Origin of the sequence: Candidatus Desulfosporosinus nitrosoreducens, assembly GCF_030954495.1 — a bacterium.
In the GTDB taxonomy this organism is placed as follows: Bacteria; Bacillota; Desulfitobacteriia; order Desulfitobacteriales; family Desulfitobacteriaceae; genus Desulfosporosinus; species Desulfosporosinus nitrosoreducens.
On the sequence record NZ_JAVHUW010000064.1, the window covers coordinates 31966 to 52283 of the forward strand.

General features: G+C 45.7%; 18 protein-coding genes and 1 riboswitch. Of the genes, 5 read left to right on the forward strand and 13 right to left on the reverse strand.

Annotation, left to right across the window (positions count from 1 at the left end; translation table 11 throughout):
* Positions 1-15: 15 nt before the first annotated feature.
* The 7 genes from REC12_RS15780 to REC12_RS15810 form a co-directional block, all read right to left on the reverse strand.
* Positions 16-1524 (reverse strand): acetaldehyde dehydrogenase (acetylating), encoded by a 1509-nt coding sequence (locus REC12_RS15780; RefSeq protein WP_308896117.1) that lies wholly within the window; start codon positions 1522-1524, stop codon positions 16-18.
* A gap of 61 nt (positions 1525-1585) precedes the next feature.
* The gene (locus REC12_RS15785) at positions 1586-1876 is read right to left on the reverse strand and encodes a BMC domain-containing protein (RefSeq protein ID WP_308896119.1); all 291 of its coding nucleotides are present in this window, start codon (positions 1874-1876) and stop codon (positions 1586-1588) included.
* A 29-nt stretch (positions 1877-1905) separates the two neighbouring features.
* Positions 1906-2202, reverse strand: a complete 297-nt coding sequence (locus tag REC12_RS15790; RefSeq protein WP_308896121.1) for a BMC domain-containing protein — start codon at positions 2200-2202, stop codon at positions 1906-1908.
* Between the two features lie 703 nt (positions 2203-2905).
* Positions 2906-3556, reverse strand: a complete 651-nt coding sequence (locus REC12_RS15795) for a nitroreductase (RefSeq protein ID WP_308896123.1) — start codon at positions 3554-3556, stop codon at positions 2906-2908.
* A gap of 418 nt (positions 3557-3974) precedes the next feature.
* Complete coding sequence (locus REC12_RS15800) at positions 3975-4595, reverse strand: DUF3786 domain-containing protein (protein ID WP_308896125.1); 621 nt, start codon at positions 4593-4595, stop codon at positions 3975-3977.
* Positions 4596-4676: 81 nt separating this feature from the next.
* A complete protein-coding gene (locus REC12_RS15805) occupies positions 4677-5804 on the reverse strand; it encodes an epoxyqueuosine reductase (RefSeq protein ID WP_308896127.1) in 1128 nt (375 codons plus the stop codon).
* 223 nt (positions 5805-6027) lie between these two features.
* Positions 6028-6465, reverse strand: coding sequence for a MarR family winged helix-turn-helix transcriptional regulator (locus REC12_RS15810; RefSeq protein WP_308896128.1), 438 nt, complete (start codon positions 6463-6465; stop codon positions 6028-6030).
* Positions 6466-7277: 812 nt separating this feature from the next.
* On the opposite strand from REC12_RS15810, the gene REC12_RS15815 reads away from it, so the two are divergent.
* Positions 7278-8543: a diaminopimelate decarboxylase family protein gene (locus REC12_RS15815; RefSeq protein ID WP_308896130.1), complete on the forward strand. Its 1266-nt coding sequence runs from the start codon at positions 7278-7280 to the stop codon at positions 8541-8543.
* Between the two features lie 360 nt (positions 8544-8903).
* On the opposite strand, the gene REC12_RS15820 is transcribed toward REC12_RS15815, so the two are convergent.
* Both REC12_RS15820 and REC12_RS15825 read right to left on the reverse strand, forming a co-directional pair.
* Complete coding sequence (locus REC12_RS15820) at positions 8904-10199, reverse strand: ABC transporter ATP-binding protein (RefSeq protein ID WP_308896131.1); 1296 nt, start codon at positions 10197-10199, stop codon at positions 8904-8906.
* Between the two features lie 13 nt (positions 10200-10212).
* On the reverse strand, positions 10213-11952 hold the full coding sequence (locus REC12_RS15825) for an ABC transporter permease (RefSeq protein WP_308896133.1): 1740 nt from the start codon (positions 11950-11952) through the stop codon (positions 10213-10215).
* 211 nt (positions 11953-12163) lie between these two features.
* Positions 12164-12335, reverse strand: a riboswitch (M-box (ykoK) riboswitch).
* Between the two features lie 381 nt (positions 12336-12716).
* Here REC12_RS15825 and REC12_RS15830 point away from each other — a divergent pair.
* Positions 12717-12932 carry a hypothetical protein gene (locus tag REC12_RS15830; protein ID WP_308896135.1) on the forward strand — a complete coding sequence of 72 codons (216 nt, stop codon included), beginning with the start codon at positions 12717-12719 and terminating at the stop codon, positions 12930-12932.
* A gap of 104 nt (positions 12933-13036) precedes the next feature.
* Here the strand turns inward: REC12_RS15830 and REC12_RS15835 are convergent, their stop codons facing one another.
* Entirely contained in the window at positions 13037-13240 is a 204-nt protein-coding gene (locus REC12_RS15835; RefSeq protein WP_308896138.1) for an FmdB family zinc ribbon protein, read from the reverse strand.
* 173 nt (positions 13241-13413) lie between these two features.
* The gene (locus REC12_RS15840; RefSeq protein ID WP_308896140.1) at positions 13414-13698 is read right to left on the reverse strand and encodes a LysM peptidoglycan-binding domain-containing protein; all 285 of its coding nucleotides are present in this window, start codon (positions 13696-13698) and stop codon (positions 13414-13416) included.
* Positions 13699-13964: 266 nt separating this feature from the next.
* On the opposite strand from REC12_RS15840, the gene REC12_RS15845 reads away from it, so the two are divergent.
* Positions 13965-14339: a hypothetical protein gene (locus REC12_RS15845; protein ID WP_308896142.1), complete on the forward strand. Its 375-nt coding sequence runs from the start codon at positions 13965-13967 to the stop codon at positions 14337-14339.
* Positions 14340-14494: 155 nt separating this feature from the next.
* Here the strand turns inward: REC12_RS15845 and REC12_RS15850 are convergent, their stop codons facing one another.
* Positions 14495-15565 carry a M24 family metallopeptidase gene (locus tag REC12_RS15850; RefSeq protein ID WP_308896144.1) on the reverse strand — a complete coding sequence of 357 codons (1071 nt, stop codon included), beginning with the start codon at positions 15563-15565 and terminating at the stop codon, positions 14495-14497.
* Between the two features lie 343 nt (positions 15566-15908).
* Here REC12_RS15850 and REC12_RS15855 point away from each other — a divergent pair, with 343 nt between their 5' ends.
* Entirely contained in the window at positions 15909-17081 is a 1173-nt protein-coding gene (locus REC12_RS15855; RefSeq protein ID WP_308896146.1) for a cache domain-containing protein, read from the forward strand.
* A gap of 325 nt (positions 17082-17406) precedes the next feature.
* On the forward strand, positions 17407-18312 hold the full coding sequence (locus REC12_RS15860) for a formate/nitrite transporter family protein (RefSeq protein ID WP_308896148.1): 906 nt from the start codon (positions 17407-17409) through the stop codon (positions 18310-18312).
* Between the two features lie 223 nt (positions 18313-18535).
* Here REC12_RS15860 and ilvD read toward each other — a convergent pair whose 3' ends face one another.
* A complete protein-coding gene (ilvD, locus tag REC12_RS15865; protein WP_308896150.1) occupies positions 18536-20218 on the reverse strand; it encodes a dihydroxy-acid dehydratase in 1683 nt (560 codons plus the stop codon).
* Positions 20219-20318 lie beyond the last annotated feature (100 nt).

Sequence of the window (20318 nt, forward strand, 5' to 3'; positions counted from 1 at the left end):
CCCTCTTTTACAAACTTAAACCTTGCCCGGGGCTGTAAGCTGGGCCAATATTCTTTTCAGCAGCTCTTTTAAATCCTCCGGACTCTCCTGGAACTGCCGGACCGCGGGACCAACGCCGACCGCAAGTCCGGCGTCTTCCAGCGTCTGAGCGCTCTTGGTTAGGTCCTCTAAGGTCCGCACGCCATAGCCGACTTTGCGGATATTGATCAGGTTCAGCGGTGAGACGTTATCGGAAGTAAAGCTGCCGCCTGCCGCACCGCACCCCAGGGTCAAAGCCGGAAAAAGATTCGTCGTCGCTCCGATACCGCCTAAGGTGGCGGGCGTATTCACCAGCAGGCGCGACACCGGTTTTTTCAGGGCAAATTCCCGGATTACCTCTTCATTGCGCGAATGAATAACTAAGGTCTGTCCTTGACCTTCATTGAGCAATAACTCAATACATTTTTCACAGGCGTCCTGCCAGTCCTTTTCGATATAAAAAGCCAGCACCGGGCAAAGCTTTTCCCGGGAATAGGGATTGCTGCCGGAAACATAGCTTTGTTCAGAAAGCAAAACCCGGGTCGTTTCCGGGACGGAGATCCCAATTCTCCGCGCCAAATCCAGCGCCGGCTTGCCGACAATTTCCGAATTAATGCTGCCGTCCGGACGCAGGAACAACTTGCCGAGTTCTTCCGCCTCTCTTGGGGACAAGAAATAAGCTCCCTTTTTCTCAAGTTCCCGCCTGACTTGGGCGGCAATACACTCCTCAACGACAATCGACTGCTCCGACGCCGAGATAATGCCGTTATCGAAAGTCCGGCTGGCAATAATATCGGCAACCGCCTGCCGGATATCCGCGGAACGCTCGATAAAAGCCGGTCCGTTGCCCGGACCGCCGTAAATGACGGGTTTTCCGGATTTATAGGCCTCCCGGATCAGCTTGGGCACACCTGTGACCAGAATCAGCGCCGTGTCTTTGTGCCGCATCATTTCCAGCGTTCCCTGCGGCGCGCTCCTCTGCAAATAGCCGATAGCCCCGGCAGGCAAACCGCTCCCTTCCGCCGTCCGGATCAGGATCTCCAAAACTTTGCCGATGGCCTTCTTCGCTTTCGGGTGCGGTGAAAAAACGATGGCGTTTCCTGATTTGACGGCCAGCAAGGCTTTATAGATTGCCGTGGACACCGGGTTCGTGGCCGGAAGCAAAGCAACGATCACGCCAAGCGGCACCCCGATATCCAGCGTCCGCTTTTCCCGATCCTCGGCAATAATGCCGACAACTTTCATATCCTTTATCTGACGCCAGAGATAATCACTGACGAAAATATTCTTGATAAGCTTATCCTGCCAGCGGCCAAAGCCCGTTTCTTCCTGAGACATCAGGGCGAGTTCCCGGGCATATTTCCTAACCTCCGCGGCCATAGAGCCGACAATCTTGTCCAGCTTTTCCTGGGAAAAGGCTGCCAGCAGCTTTTGGGCCTCGCGGGCATTTTCCACCAGGATTCGCGCCTCCTGAACGGAAAGCAAATCATTGTCAACCCGATACATTTCTTCTCCTCCTTTCCACGACTAAGACTAAGACTAAGTCTAAGGCTGGACAGCGGTCCTGCTACCAATCAATAACATGCTTGGCGACGATTTTTTCCACATCCGGATGGGGCTTGGCAATCACATTGACACTATAGATCTTACCTACTTTGCTTGCCGCTTGAACGCCGGCCTCTACCGCCGTTTTCACCGCTCCCACGTCGCCGCGCACGACAACGGAAATCAGCCCGGAAGCCACATTCTCATACCCCACTAACTCCACGTCTGCAGCCTTACACATCGCATCCGCGGCTTCCAGAACCGACACAAGCCCATAAGTCTCTATGAACCCTAAAGCATCATTTCTCTCCAAGCGGATTCTCCTTTTCCCAATCATCAAACTTAATTGTCAATATCGTGCCGGGACACAATCTTGCCCACCCGGCTGATGGGACGCGGTATAACGTGCGCAGCCACCATCTCCCCAATCGCCGCGGCCGCCGCCGCCCCTTTTTCCACTGCGGACCGGACTGCGGCCACATCCCCTTTGACCATGACGGTGACCAGGCCGGAACCCATATTCTCGTAAGAAACAAGCACAACATCAGCAGCTTTGCACATCACGTCCACCGCTTGAATGGCCGGAACCATTCCCCTTGTTTCCACAAGGCCCAAGGCCTCTTCTCCGGAGTATGCCATGAAAAAACACCTCTATTTTGACGGTTTGATTTCCCCAATGCTTTTGCCAAGGTGGTCAAAGCTCTCTAAGCCCGCGGGTACGGGTATGTTAACGGCAATAATCTCTGCTTCTTGCCGGAACACTGATTATGCCTCAACTATTTATGCTTAATTATTTACGCTCAATTCGACAATCTTCTTCGCTTTTCAATTATAGTACCTCTGTCTAAAACTGTAATATACTAAACAGCTATACGGGATATAGACCAAAGCTAGTGCCCGGCCGCCCTCAGGCTTCCCACTGCTCTCGGAACGAATATTCCGGGTGAGGCCGGACGCTCGACCGCAGGAATTGAACACCAGCGCCCTCAAGAAAGCGGAATATGTCCGGAAAAGCCCGGGGGCGGTCATTCCGCCCCACTCGTTGCTTAATAAGGACCGGGTCCGTTTGTCCATTAGGCTTGCGGACATAATAAAAAAGCGCCCGTGGCTGTCGGATCAGGTTCTTCTCCTCATCCGGCAGCACGCTGCGCTCTGTTCAAGTTATATGCAGTTCAGGTATACAGTTTTATCCTGTAATTTCTCATAGTCTGGCATTATCGCTCTAATCACTCTATCAGAGAGGTATCTTCCAGAGAAGTATCTTCTTGAGGCGGTTATCGACACTCTGCTTTGCCTGCCGGATTTCCCACCTTCAGACTTACAGACTTATAGACTTAAATCCCTACTCAAGTCCTTTGATGCTGACCGCTTCCGCCAGCGGCCTTCTTGTGCTTTTAAAGTTATTGATCAGATGCTCCTTGTCTTCATAGCCGATGGCGATCCCTAAAACAAGGGAAAAATTGTCCGGAATACCAAGTTTGCCGCGCAAAACCTCCGGATAATGAACCAGGGTCACCGCAGGTATCGTGGCCAGACCGCGTTCGACTGCTGCCAGCATGATGCTTTGGGAAATCGCTCCCAAATCAAACACCGACCAGGTAGTAAGGCTTTTATCCATGCCCAGGTAAATGACCGCCGGCGCATGGAAGAACTTTTGATTCAGCTCGCCGAACTGTTTGGCGGCTTCTCCCGCGGCAAGAGAAAGTCCCGAAAAAAGCTCCTGCCGGCGGGCGTTGATACTGGCCGGCCAGTTTTTAGGCCGGGGAAGATCAGGGCTGGGCTGAACGCCCTTCCGCTGGTTCTCCAAATAGGCTTGATTGATCTCCTTAAGTACATCACCGCCGGCAACAAATAGTTCCCAGGGCTGCGAGTTCGCCCAGGACGGAGTACACAGCGCAGCACCCAGGACGGCCAGCAGCGTATCCCTGTCAACCGGGTCCGGCTTAAACGCCCTGCAGGAACGGCGGATTTGCAAAGCTTCACTCACGATCATTACAACACACCTCCAAATTGATTCTCTCGAATGCGGGGCCACCCGATGATCGCTCCTTGCTTTAATATAAAGTATCATACCACTTGGAGCATACTATAAGTCAAACGCTTTTGGCCGGCACATTGCCGGCAATCTTTGCCTGGGGCAAAAAGAACTCGCTGCTGTGCTACCAATATTTAATTTCAATACCATCTTTTTTATGCGCTAAAAATTTTAAAACAAAGCTAATTGCATTACATACTATTGCGATTAAAGCAATCCAACGATACAAATTTAAATAGTTCCTTATATCCTGAATATAAAAATTACACACCAAAAATACTATTGCAAAAATTATACTTATTACTAAGAAAATGCGACTGAAAAATAATTTCCTATTCATCTAACTCCCCTTTTAAACTAGTTAGAGTAGTAGTATCTATAATGAAAGCGCCAGCCGTTTTAATTTATTGGCCAAATACATGCCGAGCCCGATAGTACTCTCAATATGCAAAAAATGTTCAACACTAGGCTCGAAGAGGACCGTGGCGTTGGCCTGGACATCTTCATCCCCTTCCCAAATAATCACACACAAAGAAATTTCGGGGAAGGCTTGAAAGATCGCGGAGGAACTGCCAAAGGTGCCCGGCACTCCGCCCAAAACCGCCGCGCAGGGCAGCAACCGGTGTGCTTGATGGCCGAAGGCCTTGGTGAGGCTTAAAATCGAATTCTTGTAAAAGGCCGGATAAAAGAGCATGCCGCCGTCCGGCAATTCCTTCAGGCTGACCCATTTTTTAGCGGCTTCCTGAGGAGCTTGGGCATAAGCCAAATAATTGAGCATGATGATGGAGGTGGTGACTTCCGGAACGTGTCCGTCGCTTTTTCCCGCTATGGTTTCAGTATCGCAATCCAAGATATACTCCGAGCCGAAAAAGGTAACGACAAATTGACGCGTAGCGCTGAAGTAGCTCACGGCACGCTGCGCCGCGATCTCTTCCGGCACCTTTTTCTTTACGTCTCTCCAGTATTTGTCATAGGCAATCCGATAGTTCGTTTCCAACGTCCATTCCCCCACTCTCTTTTAAATTGGCGCCTAAGGCCCAAAGGGGTCTTCCCACGGCAGACTTGAATGTCCCGCTTATTATCCTGTTGCCAATAAGGATTCTCTTATTTCTTGTTTGACAGCCGCGGACGTTTCTCCTTTAATTTTTCCCTCCAAAATTTGCTGAGCTTTCCCGCCGCCGATTTTTCCCAAACCCCAAGCGGCATAAGCGCGCACCAGCTCTTCGGGATCATTCATGGCCAAGGCCAAAGCGGGAATATTTGTTGGATCGCCCAAATTGCCCAGGGCAATGGCGGCATTGCGCTGGAAATATTTTTTCTCCCTGATGTAATTGTACATCAGGGGCTGGATTCTGGTGGCGTAAAACTCCTCCGTAGGATTAAGCATGCGCGTCAGACTGAAATCCTGGGCCACTTTCACTAAAAACTCATCATCCGGCCGCCTGGACTTTAACTTAGCCTGGTTGCGGGGGCATACTTCCTGGCAAATATCACAACCATGAACTTTCGTCCCCATCTTGGCACGGATTTCCGGTTCAATACGACTGCCCGCGATACGCTCCTGCGTCATAAAGGTGTTAAAAGCTATGCAGCGGCGAGGGTCCAGTTTCAGCGGTTCGTAAATAGCTTTGGTCGGGCAGGCTTTCATGCAGGCGGAACATCCTTCGGGGCAGCCAACCTCCACGCTAGGCTGGTCGTACTCCAGCTCTTTATCGACTACAAAAGACGTAAGATAGATAAAAGAACCGCTTCCCTCGGCATAAGCGAAATTATTTCTGCCGTAAGTTACAATACCGGCTTTTGCCGCCACCAATCGTTCGGGCAAGCTTATCTTCTCCCCTACTTGACAGCCGAGTTTGCGCAGAAAACTTTTCAGCAATTCCGGTCTGGCCCCGTTGATGCGTTCCGGCGGCGCGTCGTAGCACCTCGCTTGATAAATCCGGCCGATTTTACCGCTCAATTCCTGGGGGAAGTTTTTCTGCGCATAGTCATACACCGTTGTAATAATGGACCTGGCCTCAGGCATCAGGGAAAGCGGCTCTGCCGCGGCGAGCGGCCGGGAGGGACTCTTAAGGTAAAAAGAATACATCTCCTGCCTGCGCTGTAAATCAGCGGCATATTCGGGAAAGCTGTCAGCCGGAATGATTCCTACTTTGCTGTAGCCGATGTCTAAGGCAAATTCTTTAATTTGTGATGTCAGCGACATGCTAATTTCTCCTCACTTCATAAACTATTTTTTCAAATTCAATCAGCCCTCTGGATACTCTGGAAGCGCCCGGGTCCTTGTCCCACACTTTCCGGAGATGATCCTTGAAAATTAATCAATGAGTGCACTTATATGTATATTAATTTATATGTAAGGCAATTTATGTGTATATACACTCATTTGCATATAAAAACATCTTTTACGTGAGTTTTTTAGAAAACCTTTAGAACAAAGCCTCTAATTTGGCCAGGGATTGCTCCAAACTGTCTAATTCTTCCCTGCCCAAATACTCTTCCAGCAATGCTTGGGCTTGATCCCACAACTCCAAGGTTTTGAGCAGCGTATCCCGGCCTGCCTCAGTAAGTATTACCTGTCTGGATCTGGAATCCTCACCGGGATTGACGGTGATCAGCCCGGCAGCCAGCAGGGGCTTCATATTGCGGTTTAAAGTCGTCCGGTCAATACGCATAATTTTTGCCAGCACACTCATAGTTGCGGGCCCTACCGCTTCCAGATTTCGCAGTAACGAATACTGGGTGATTTTAAGCTTGCTTGGTTCTAAAACTTTTTCATAAAATTGAGTAACCGACCGGGAAGCCCGCCGGATATTTAAACAGTGACAGGGACTGAGAGATTTGGGCTTGCCCTTAGCCTGCTGCATCAAATCACCACCTTTTGAATTAAAAACAGAACACACGTGTATATGCACGTAATTCTGACTCTACTTTATATCCTCTGGTTCATTATGTCAATCTAAGCAACCAGCTTATTCTTATTTCTGACGCAACTACAGTTCACCCTGGTTCCAGGAAGGCAAAGCTTCAGGAACGTTTATAAGCCATAACCCCCTGATCCTCAAACTTAAAACCGCAGCGCAGCCCAGCCCGAACTGTGCGGCGGCCGAATTTTTTCGGTTTTAAACTAATATCTATTTGGGGCGGCAAGCCTGCAACTAAGCAGCACCTAAATGAAGTTCCCAATCTTTTGTCTCTGGGATAAAGCAGACTTGATTCAGGTAGAGTTTTTAACTCCATCTGAATCTTAGTCGCACTTATCCAGGGACTAAGCCGCTCTTAACTCACCGCTTGCCGAAGCGGGAGTTTTAGAGCGGCTTAGTCAGCGGATAAGCGTTCCTCTCAGAAACAGAGCCCTTAAGCGTTTCGGGAGGAAAAATTATCACAAGCGTCGAATGAATAAATTGAGAAAGCTGTCGAGAAAGATTTTATAAGGCAGAAACATGAACTATATAAGTTTTTCTCAATGCCAACGCTATTAGACAAGTTGTACTGCTGGAAACTTTAGTTCTTATTTGAGAAAAAAAAGATAATATTTCCCCAATCCCATACCAATACTATGCAGAAATTCCTGTTTGGTTAGAAGAGCGCTGGCAACGGCTGTCAGAGGCAGGCTGAAAAGAGTTGGTATCTATATAGTTGTAGTGCCCGGGAGGCAACGAAAGGAGTGATGCTTAAAATGAAAAAAACCTTTGTAACCTTAGACCAGTTAAGAGAAATAACCCAAGAATATCCAACGCCTTTTCACCTGTATCACGAAAAGGGAATTCGGGAAAATATACGACAATTGAAAAAAGCATTTGCCTGGAACGAAGGTTTTAAGGAGTATTTCGCAGTTAAAGCGACACCAAACCCGGCAATACTGCAAATTTTAAAAGAAGAAGCTGCCGGTGTGGATTGCTCATCCCTCACCGAACTTATGCTGGCTGATTTGGTTGGCTTTAGTGGGCAGGAAATAATGTTCGCCTCAAACGTTACGCCGGAAGAGGATTTTATACTGGCACGCAAATTAAATGCCACAATTATTCTTGACGACATTACAGACATAGACTATTTAGAAAAAGTTGCCGGCATTCCCGAAACAATTGGCTGCAGATATAATCCGGGCGGTTTGTTTGTAATTAACAATGAAATAATGGACACTCCGAATGAAGCAAAATATGGTTTTACACGTGAACAATTGACAGAAGGTTTTAAAAGGCTGCAGCACAAAGGAGTTAAGCATTTCGGCTTGCACGCATTTTTGGCCAGCAACACCGTAGCCAATGAATACTATCCTAATCTTGCTAAAGTCCTGTTCGAAACTGCTGTAGAATTAAAAAACGAAACAGGTGCCCACATTGAATTTATTGACCTTTCCGGTGGCATCGGTATTCCTTATCACCCGGAACAGCAGCCTGCGGACATCTTTGATGTGGGTGAACGTGTTCGGACAGTCTACGAGAAGGTTCTCATCCCTGCAGGGATGGGGGACGTTAAACTATACACCGAGCTTGGCAGATTTATGTTAGGACCCTACGGCTGTCTTGTTGCCACCGCAATACACGAAAAGCATATCCATAAAGAATATATCGGACTGGACGCTTGCGCGGCAAATCTTATGCGTCCGGCAATGTACGGCGCTTATCATCACATCACAGTTATGGGTAAGGAAAATGAGCCTTACCACCATAAATATGATATTACAGGGGGCTTGTGTGAGAATAACGATAAGTTTGCCATTGACCGTATGCTGCCTAAAATTGACATCGGTGATTTGCTTGTGATCCATGATACCGGCGCCCATGGCTTCGCAATGGGTTATAACTATAATGGAAAACTGCGCTCTGCCGAAGTTTTATTAAAAGAAGACGGCTCGTTTGAACTGATCCGCCGTGCGGAAACACCGGCTGATTATTTTGCCACATTTGATGTTATTAACTCTTTCGTGTCTAAACTATTTTAGATTTTTTCCGAAAAGGTCCGTATAATCTACATTTGCCTACCCGGTTAACGAAACTCAATTTATAAAACAAAGGAACCTCCTATTGAAGAATTTACTGCAGTAGGAGGGTTTTACTATGCAGGCGGCCGCTAGCTGTTCTTGCTTTGGGAGAGTACAAAAAACAGACGGGACTGTCCTGAAAACTGTCTGTGTGAAACTCAGTCCCTAAAATCCCAAGTGGTTGCAACGCTCAAAAAGCGTCCTCCTTTCACTGGCAAAGTGGAGTGAGGGCGCTTTCTCATTGCTGACTATAGAGGCAAAAGCGGGGATGTGAAAACAACACAAACAAATTTTAGCATGATCGCTCTCTAAACCCAAGACTTAAATATCGTCTTTCTCCAAATAGATTTGCCCTATATGCTCATCGTAGGCGAATAGCTCCGCATACCTACCCCAGTCAATGATCGTCGTCAACTGATTGGCAGCTTCCTCTTCACCAAAATGACGGGTTAAGACGTTCAGGAAAAACTCTTCCGGCATTTTGCCATTGGACTTGGAATTTAAGGCGGAGATCACCGTATTTAAACTGGCAACGTGCTGCAGGGCCTGCTCTCGGAAGAGTTCTTTCCGCTGCAGGACTGTCGCTTCGGCAAACTCTTTGCCAATAGAGGTTAGTTCAATGTCTCCTTCCTTCACCGCGACCATTTTCAGAAGGGAGGCGGCTTCCACAATCGGCAGAAGGTCCTCCAGGTCCAGGCTCAATTGCTCGCCCAGCTTATATAAATCTGTTTTCAGGCCAATATCGTCCAGCAGCTCAATAAAACCTGTTAAAGCCCCGGCCCGTGCGTGAGGTAATTGTTTTATCTTTTTGGGTACATCTTCTTTTTGAGTTTTGACTTCGACCTCTTTGGCCGTCAAAATCGAATAAATTTTATCAACGAGAGCTGTAAACGCTTTATCCTGTTTATCCCGCCAGTGCGGCAGATCGATGGCAATATTGGCCACGACTCTTGCCGGATCTCTGGATAAAACAACCGCCCGGTTGGCCATATACACTGCCTCTTCGATTCCATGGGTAACCATAATAATCGACTTGGTGGGTATCCGCTTCTCCATCCAAAGTTCCAGCAAGTCGCGCTTCAGGTTTTCGGCAGTCAAAACATCCAAGGCTGAAAACGGCTCGTCCATCAGCAAGAGATCCGGTTCCATAACCAAGGCCCGTCCCAGGCCGACTCTTTGTTTCATACCACCGGACAGTTCTTTGGGGTAAGCTCCTTCGAACCCGTCCAAGCCGATCATATCAATCGTGGCAATGGCCTTTTCCTGTTTCTGTTTTTCACTAAGCTTGTGGTTGTTTTTCAGGCCTAATTTGACATTTTCCAAAACCGTGAGCCAGGGAAACAAAGCAAAGGATTGAAAGACCATACTCATACCTTTTCTAAAGCCTTCTCCTTCTCCGGCTTCCTTTTGATAAGACACTTTACCCTGAGTCGGTTTGACCAAACCGGCAATGATGCGCAGCAGCGTAGATTTGCCGGAGCCGGATGGCCCCAGGATAGCCACGAATTCACGTTCCTTTACCTCCAAACTTATATCGGAAAGCACAGTGGCATTATTGTTGCCCGGCAGATCATAGGATTTAAAAATATGCTCTAATTTGATTAAGGCTTTGGACATGATCTTCCCTCCTTCAGACGATATTAAATTTCTCATTAGCTATCACATATAGCTTTCTCCAGATCAAACGGTTGGTTATAACAACGATGAGGGCCATCACAGTAATTCCCCAAATGATTTTAGGCCAATTGCCTTCATTGGTTACCGAGGCAATATAGGCCCCTAAACCGGTAGCGACCAAATCATGGTTGCGCCAGGAGACAACTTCGGAAACAATGCTGGCATTCCAGGCCCCGCCGCTGGCGGTGATCCAACCCGTCACCAAATAAGGAAAAATCGCCGGTAATATTAGTTTTTTCCATCTTTCATAACGACTCAGCCCCAAAACAGAACTCGCTTCCTTTAAATCATTGGGAATGGCCAAAGCGCCGGCAATAACGTTAAAGAGAATATACCACTGTGTCCCTAACATCATCAGGGGCACGGCACCTATCTCAGGGCTAATGTGATAGTTAAGATAAAATAAGGTGATAAAGGGAAATACCATATTGGCCGGAAAAGAAGCCGCAATTTGGACCAAAGGTTGGGCAAAGCGGGCCAGTTTGGGGTTTAACCCTATGGCTACCCCTGCGGGTACAGTCCATAGCGTTCCGATCAGCGTTCCCAGCAAAACGCGCAAAAAGGTATAACCGCCGTATTCTAAAGGTTTAAGCAGGTCGTCCTGACCCAACTGCAAAACTAAAAGTATCCCTTGCAGGACATGGCTGGCTATAAGATAGAGCAGCCCAAGGGCGAGGCCCCATTTGAGGAGGCGGATGAAGAAATTTATGATGGCACTTAGGCTGGAATTTTCCTCAGCCGGTCGCTTAATACTTTTAATCCTCAGAAACATTTCAGCAATTCTTAGCGAAACAGCCTTAAGGACAGCATGTAAATGAGAAATAACAAGCGATTTTCTCAATAAATCCAGGAACCAGGATTCCTGACTATCCCCTTCCGACTGTTCCATTTTAAACTTTTGGGACCAGGCAACCAGCGGGCGCCACAATAATTGATCTAAGACGACAATCATTAAGATCATGGTGGCAATGGACAGGTAAATAGCCTTCATATCCCCTTTGTCAATCGCCGTCGCCATATAAGAGCCAATACCGGGGAGTTTAATATCCTTGCCTAACACGGTTATCGCTTCACTGGCGGCGAGGAAAAACCACCCTCCTCCGAAAGACATCATACTATTCCAGACCAAACCAATCATGGCATAAGGAACTTCCAGCTTTCTAAATCTGCTGAACCCGGACATACGGGTCATGGTTGAAACCTCGCGAAACTCAGAGGGGATGGCCGTTACGGAATAATAGAAGCTAAAGGTCATATTCCAGGCCTGCCCCGTGAAGATCGCAAAAATTGAAGCTAATTCGGGTCCCAGCATATTTCCCGGAAAGAGGCCGATCAGCCCTGTCACCGTAACGGATAAAAAACCCAAAACCGGAATTGACTGCAGGATATCGAGTAAGGGGACCATGACAATACTCGCTCTTTTACTATAGGCGGCGATACGTCCGTAAACAAAGGTGAAGATCAGTGATAAACCATAAGCTAAAAACATTCTTAATAAAGAACGCCCAGCGTAATACGGCAGTAATATAGGATTAAGATCTAACTCGGAGGCCCGTTCAGGTATAAAAGAGGCCTTCATCCCACTGCCCAGGGTGAGTAAGAAATATAATAGACCAACAGATAAGGCAAGCACCAAAATATCCACCCAGCCAAACCGCTTAGGCCGCTGAGCCTGAATTAATTCTCTGCGCACAAGTAACACCTCCGGTTCCCTACTGACTATCTATCTTATGACTAAAATTTATAACTTGAGATAGTGGTCAGTTCTTTGTAATTTGATCCTTAAGAAACATCGAGCAGGCCTATCCATATATTAACCAACCACCACCTTTTAATTAAAATAAAATAAAAATAACCTGGGGAAAGCACACAAAAAGTGTACAGCCCAGGTTTGCAACCAGAACCGCTTTCCCCACTCGTTTGAGCTTTGGCACTATACGACGTAGAATGTGCAACCATTCAGCTACATTAAGTAAAACCTTAAGCCGGTAATACCTGTTATACCCATTGGCGTCTCTCGACATTTCGGGGCAGTAGCCTTTGTTCGTATAGGAGCCTCACCTAACGAGGAACCTCAATTGTCAACACAAGAATAACCTTATTTTCCAGGAAAGTCAACAGTTTTCTGACACAGAGATCAGATTTGATCCGGATACGTTCTGTAGATATTCATATCATTCTTTTTAGCCCTAAACTCGTCTGAGTTTCGCATCCACATTCCACCTGTACAAAAGACAAGCCTTTGCCTCTTAGCATAAATGACCGTATCGCATTCTCAGCCTGATTATTGAACCGCTCGATGTAAGCGAACAATTTGTGAATTATTTGTGAACTATCTATGAATTATTTGTGAAGCTTGGCTAAAAGTAGTTAAAAAACATTATCCTACCTCGCCGCAATACATAATAAAATTCCAGCAGTCAATAATATTCTCATCACGACAGAGGAGATGATCTTGTGAAACGAATCAAAATTGGAATCGCACTTATTTCCATGTTCGGGTTACTCTTAGGAACAGCAAGCATTGCCAGTGCTAAAACAGTTTCTCCGGTCCATCATGCCAAAGTGTCTCAGACTTCAACAAAAAGTACCCAGCATCAGGCTAAAAAACAAACGAAAGCAGTCCAAAAAGTTGTTAAACAGACCAGCAAGCACGTAAGTAAAAAAGCCTAATTAATCAAGCCATCAGCATAGCTGATGGCTTGATTAATGTCGTTGGTGTTAACCCGTTATGGTTCGCTGACCTGGAAAGGACCGGCAATTAGAACCATAACGGGTTAACACCCTGAACACCCGGAACAAGATGACGCTGAGCAAGAGCCTCCGCTCCCCTTACTGCCCCCGATATTGACAGAGGTAAACCTTTGCGAAATCTTAGAACTTTGACATTGAGGACACACTTGCCGCTCCTTCTGACTGATAGTACAAAACACGGAAAATTTATGGCCGCACTCCTGGCAAAGCATATCATAACTTGGCATGCAATTTTACCTCCCCAAACGTTTTCCACTATTATATCACCCTGCGAGGCCATTGTCAGACTATCCTAATAAGGAGCGGATCTGCAAAATTTAAGGACCGTAAACCTTACGATCCTTTAGTTATCTCCACAACCTGCAGCTAGGCCCTTGATTACAGGTATTAAGAGAAACCTTCAGCGGCCGCGATATTTTGCGTATTCCTTACGGCCCTTATGATATTGGGCGCGGCCTTTTCGATATTCCTGAACACCTTTTTGATATGCTTCAATGCCCTCTTGCCACTCGTTTCCCCACCAGGGATTGAAACCCCATTGACTGTCAACTTTAATTCTTTCCCCGGCACGAATTTTATTCGGATTACTGATCCGAGGATTTAAATTCGTCAAATGATTAACCGTTGTATTGTATTGCAGAGCAATATTGTACAAAGAATCTCCTGGTTGAACTGTATAATACATCACGGACATCCTCTCTTTTTCCAATCTTATCCATAATCATTTTATGGAGGACTAATTTTTCCTGTGCACGTACTTTTACAGCCTGAGCTATTTCAATTTCTTAAGAGCCGGAAAAGCTGCCGGCCGCTTTAACTCCTGCCTCTCTGATTTCAGTCACCTTTCAGGCTTTCTTCAGGTAAATTTCATGTTATTTTAAGCTGTATTTCAGCTTTGTCATCTATGATTAGGGCAGATCATTAAACATGAATTAAGGAGACGATAATAATATGTATAATTTTCAACTCATACCTAACGAGAAAGTATTTCTTATTACTATGGGAGGGCTGATAACTGATCAGGAGAGCCATAAATATCTGGAGGATTTACTGAGAAAATTAAAAGCATTCAATACAGCCGAATACTATCTTGTCATTGACACCCAGGAACTCAAAGCTTCGCAACAAGAGATGCTGGGCCAGGTAAAGAAAGGCATAGAATTATTAGTTGCTACTCCCTTTAAAGGGCGCTACAACATTATATCTAAAAATCATATCACAACTATGCAGGCCAATCGAATAGCACATGAGGCCTTAACTCAAATTACTCCGGTCAAGTCCTACGACGAATTTCTTATAACCAGAAATTTACACAAAGCCGTCTGACCATCTTCGCCAAAGTTCCCAGGTTTAATTCCTGTCCTACCTATAAAAGCATACCTATAAAGAATACAAACCTGGTGGAATAAAGCCACCAGGTTTGTATTGCGCCAGGCCGGTCAGAACCGGCGGGAAACGTGTCTGGCCTGGCGCAAGCAAAATCAAGCGATAACCTGCAATTCTTTGGGATAGTGATTGAGCACCTCGCAGCCATCCTCCGTAACAAGCGCCAGGTCTTCAATTCTTACCCCAAACTCTCCCGGCAGGTAAATTCCAGGTTCAACGGAAAAAATCATCCCCACCTCAAGCGGAATATCCGAAGCCATACTGACATCAGGCGGCTCGTGGCATTCAAGCCCGATGCCATGACCCAGGCGGTGTGTGAAATACTGGCCATATCCGCCTTGGGCGATGATATCCCTCGCCGCTTTATCAATTTCCGAAAGCAATACCCCCGGCTTTATCCTGGAAAGGGCCGTTTCGTTGGCTGATTTTACCAGGTCATAAACCTGACGCTGTTTCTCGGAGACGGTTTTATAAAAAACCGTTCTGGTCATATCGCACCAATAGCGGTTGAGAGGAGTAAAAATATCAAAGATTACGCTGTCGCCCGCTTTCAGAAGCGTACTGTCACCGCAGTGATGGGGGTCCGAGCAATTGGCAGCAAAGCAAACAATCTGTGTTCCCTCACTATCGGCGCCGTTTTCCCTAAAAAGCTTATTGACCTGCGCAGCAAGATGACTCTCCGTCACGCCGTCTTCAAGCAGGGCAATAGCTGCTCCAACAACCCGGTCATTAATTAAAGAATTTTGACGCATGAGGGCAATTTCGCTTTCGTCTTTCATTTTTCTTGCCAAGTCCACCGCTGCGGAGCCTTGTACCGGTACAATATCCTTTCTCAACTCCATTAGTTCGATCAAAAACTTGCTGCTCCAAAACTTATCAATGCCCAATTTTCCCAGCTGGACAACTTCCGCAAGACCTCCGACAGGATTATCGCTGTCCTTATGGCAAACCAAAGGCAGTTCGGCTGTACTTTTAAGCCCAAAAATTTCATTGCCAAACAGGACGGCTCTGCCTGAGGTATCAAGATACAGCGCAATCATGCGTTCATGAGGTTCAACCCAAAAACCGGTTAGATAATAAAGAGAGGCGGTAGATGACACAATGATCTGTGTTAATCCCGCCTTTTTCATGTTTTCCGTAACCCGATGGATTCGTTGTTTATTCATCCTTCTGATCTCCTCCGCTTTATGTCTTTTTTATTTGACTAAACTAATTTTTCATACTGTATTCCTACAGTTTTCCCCCTCTTTTTTCATGTCTATTATTATAACCTATTTTTTACCGCCGGTGCTAAACTATTTCCATTATATTCATCTTCTATATCCATCTTGTATATCCCATCTCAGAAAAACATATTCTTCAGACGGAGCGGCATTGTCCGCTTCACCGCGGACTAAAATAGCCGCAAAGTTTTATTACTACTAATTTAAAGGTTTTTTGCTGAATTCGGCGAATTCATATAATTTAACTCACTTTACCCAATACGCTCCCGGAAAAGAGGTTGATTATGTGCGTTCTCTCAAACAACAAATTTTAATCCTGCTTTTAGGCTCGCTCATAGTACTTGCCGTTTGCTTCATTGTTGCTTTTGGCTGGTTTATGAAAAACCGCGCTGAAGATGCGGCGTTCATCAAAGCGCAGGCTGATTTGGCAACTTGCGAGGAGATTATGGATAAAACCTTCCCCGGTCCCTGGCACGAGCAAAATGGGGAGCTGTACAAAGGGCCTGCCAAAATCAGCCTAAATAATCAGTTCGTCGATCATTTGTCTTTATTGACAGGGGACACAGTTACAATTTTTTTGGGTGATACCAGAGTGGCGACAACCGTCCGCGGTTCGAGTGAGGAACGGGCCATTGGCACCAAGGTTTCCGCTAACGTAGCTCAAACAGTGTTGCAGAACGGGCAAACATTTGTCGGCAAAGCCAACGTCGTCGGTCAATGGTATGAAACCGGTTATGTTCCCTTGCGCACGGAAAGCGGCAATATCATAGGTATGTTTTATGTGGGAATTTCCCACGACTACGATCAAAAAACTATCAACGGGTCATTAATTACTCTGGGGATTTTAGGATTGTCCCTGACGATTATCGTGGCACTAATTACTTGGTTCTTTCTGCAGAAATTCATTATTCATCCTTTGCACAACATCACCTTGGGAGCCAGAGACATTGCAACGGGACACCTCACTCAAAAAATTAAAATATCAGGTTCCAAAGAGATCAAAGAATTAGAGAATGCCTTTAATCAAATGGTGGAACAACTTCAATCTCTGACGTCTGAAATTAACAAAACTACTTGTGATTTTGAGAATAACCTGGTGCCAAGTGAGGAGGCAATTTACTCCCCACCCCCTCCTGACGCTATTGTATCCAACCCAACTCTTGATGACACCACCACTGTCAACGCAGCAGAACCTCCAACAGCAAATGCTGTAAACACGGGACACTTTAGAGGGCAAAGCTTGCCCAAAGGTTTAAATCAAGCTACTCTTGAGCATGTGCTGAAGTTTGTCCAGACGATTGAGCGTCCTATCTCAGCCGAGGAAGTGGCGGAAGGAGTTCAATTAACACGGGTCACTGTGCGGCGCTACCTTGAATTTCTTGAACAGTGCGGAGTTTTAAAATCCGATCAAAAATACGGCACAGTTGGCCGCCCCCTCAAACTTTTTATTCCTTTATAATTGAGCATATTGAAGCTTTTCCTGAATTTAAGACTTTTGATGCTTTTCCATGGCGGCAGGTTCTTATTATGAACCTCCCGCTATCCGGGAGGGCATTTTATTTAGTAAAAAGCTTTTATTTTCAATATTTACTTAATTAGCTTTAACCATTTTCTTTATGCACAATATTGATAAAAGACCTTTTTAATTTTCAAAATGGAGACAATTCAGATAATACTGTCTAAACTGAAAATAACCGCTTCAGTCACCTGCAGAAAAACAGGGGGTGGTCAGAGCACGCAGTTAGGCTGTTGGGTCTTATCAACAATGTTAGGAGTTGTTTATTGTGGAAGCTAAAGGATTTTTAACACCCACAGAGATTGCTGAATCAACAATCCAAACAGGAATAAAAAAGGTAGCCTTGCCCATATCCCAACAAATAATCTTAGGGATTTTAGCGGGAGCCTTCATAGCTTTTGCAGCCGAAGGTTCAAATATGGCGGCTTTTAATCTATTCGCCAAACCTGAGACCTATGGTCTGGGGAAAGTTCTGGCAGGCGCTATCTTTGGAACCGGACTTATGCTTGTGCTTTTAGCCGGAGGAGAATTGTTCACAGGCAATACCATGATCTTAGCCGGAGTTTTAGAAAAAAAGATTAAATTCAGAGCTATGCTGATAAATTGGATCTTTGTCTATATAGGCAATTTCATTGGTTCGGTATTCATCGCTTACCTTATGGTACACTCCGGTTTATTTAGCAGCGGTTCTAATGTCTTAGGCGGAATGACTATAAAAATTGCCTCTTACAAAGTAGGGCTATCCTTTATGCCGGCCTTTTATTTGGGGATCATGTGCAACTGGTTGGTTTGTTTAGCGGTTTGGATGGCCTACGGAGCCAAAGACATGACCGGAAAAATACTTGCCATCTTCTTCCCGATCTGGCTCTTTGTCACCTCAGGTTTTGAACACAGTATAGCAAATATGTATTACATTCCGGCAGGAATTTTAAGTAAAGCCAACCCTAATTGGGTCATGGCTTCTCATCTCGACGCTAAGGCTCTCGCAGCCCTCAATTGGGGAACCTTTATCAATAACAACTTAATTCCGGTAACTCTCGGCAATATTGTCGGCGGATCGTTTTTTGTCGCGGGTGTTTACTGGCTCGTCTACATTAAAGCAAGTGCCAAAAAGGACTCCCTTCCTGCCCTGGGAAAATCCGAGCTGGAACTGAAATTGAACTCCGGGAAATAAGCAACTTAAAACCCCATACCAAAAAATCCCTCCCGCGTTTGGTCTAAAACGCGGGGGATGTCGTTGTCTTGAAAGCCCGCACGAGCGGGTTAGGTTGAGATTAAGAAACTACGACTCATGACGATCTTCCCGGGAAGCGAAACCACAAATTCATTGTCCCAATCTCCCTGCAATAGCTTCTCCCCTTTTATTTGATATCGTTATTTCATACTCGTATCCAAGATTATTTCAGCCAGTTCTGCATTGCGCCACCTTCATTTGACGGTCTGCAGGTGGCACCATAAAGCGCCAGCACACCTTTCTTGACCTTCGGCTCCGGTCTTACCCAGCTTTTCCTTCTCTCCTCCAGTTTTTCTTCTGATATCAAAAGATTGATTGTACCTCCCTGAATATCGCCTTCAATGAGATCTCCATCTTGAATTAATGCGATTACCCCGCCCTCGTATGCCTCAGGCGCAACGTGTCCAATAATAGTCCCATGGTTAAATCCAGAAAACCTTCCATCTGTTATCAAAGCAACCTTATTTGCTAATTTTTTCGCCACAAGTCCATCCGTTGCCATCATCACCTCGTTCATTCCAGGAGATCCCTTACATCCTTCATATCTTAAAACGACTACATCACCAGGCTTTATCCTATCGGTCATAATTGCATCATAGGCATCTTCTTCAAGATTAAAAACTTTAGCTTTTCCCATGAATTTGAGCATTTCTTGCGGTACTCCTGTTGCTCTGCATACTGCGCCATCCGGTGCAATATTTCCTTTCAAAACCCGAAGTCCCGGCATGTTTTCAAATGGTTTATCCAATGTCTTTATCACATCTTCATTTACTACGGACACATGCTTTAAATATTCCCGCCATGTATAACCACTCATAGTTGGAACATCCAGATAGAGCTTACTCTCCAGTCTCTTCATAACTGCCGGAACACCACCTGCATTATGCAGGTTAATAACGCTTAAATTCCCGCTCGGAATTACACCTACCAAGCACTTAATTTCATTTGCAATCCTATCGAAATCATCCACCGTGACCCCTAATCCTAACTCGTTAGAATATGCCAAAATGTGTAAAACGGCATTGGTGGAACCGGCAATTGCCATATCTAACATAATAGCATTTAAAATTACTTCTTTAGAAATTAGCTGTGCTGGTTTTCTTCCTTTAATTGCTATATCTACAATTGCGCGTCCGGCTTCTACACATTTTCTTAATTTAATACTATCTCCTGCCGGTATTGTGGCTGTTCCTGGTAAAACCAGATTCAGCGCTTCTCCTAAAATCTGCATCGTATTAGCCGTACCCATGGAAGGGCATGCTCCAAACGATGGACAAACATGCTCTTCAAACATATTTACAACTTCTTCATCCCTCCGGATTGTCGCAATGTCCATCTCCGCCTGGACGATTTTCTTGCCATGACACTCTCCCTGATACATAGAACCACCCGTCACAACGATGACCGGAAGATTCATTCGAATTGCTGCTAGATATGCTCCGGCAATGATATTATCACAAGTTGCAAGGATCACCAAAGCATCAAATTTCTGGACTTTGCATACCATTTCTACTGACATGGCCACAATGTCCCTGGCGACTAATTCATACCTCAGCCCATCCGAACCTATAGCGACGTTTCCGCAAGTGGCAGGAACGCCAAATTCCATAGGAACACCATTATTCATCCAAATACCCTGTTTCACTGAATCAGCTAATCTTCTCAGATGACCAGTGCCTGGAGAAGCCTCAAAAAAAGTATTGGCAATTCCAATATGCGGTTTTGTCCTAATATCCTTATCCTCATAACCGGCCGCTTTATAAATAACCCTTCTGTTAGCTGCACCTGGACCATTCCAGTAAGACCTGTCATTGATATCCCTATTTTCATAATCTTTATATATCATGTTATTAATCCCTTTCTATGTTGCTTATTTAGAAAGTGGCTGAAAAACATGAGTTTCAAGGGTATGACATGCGCAATGCAGCCGACCAACTCAATTGTCA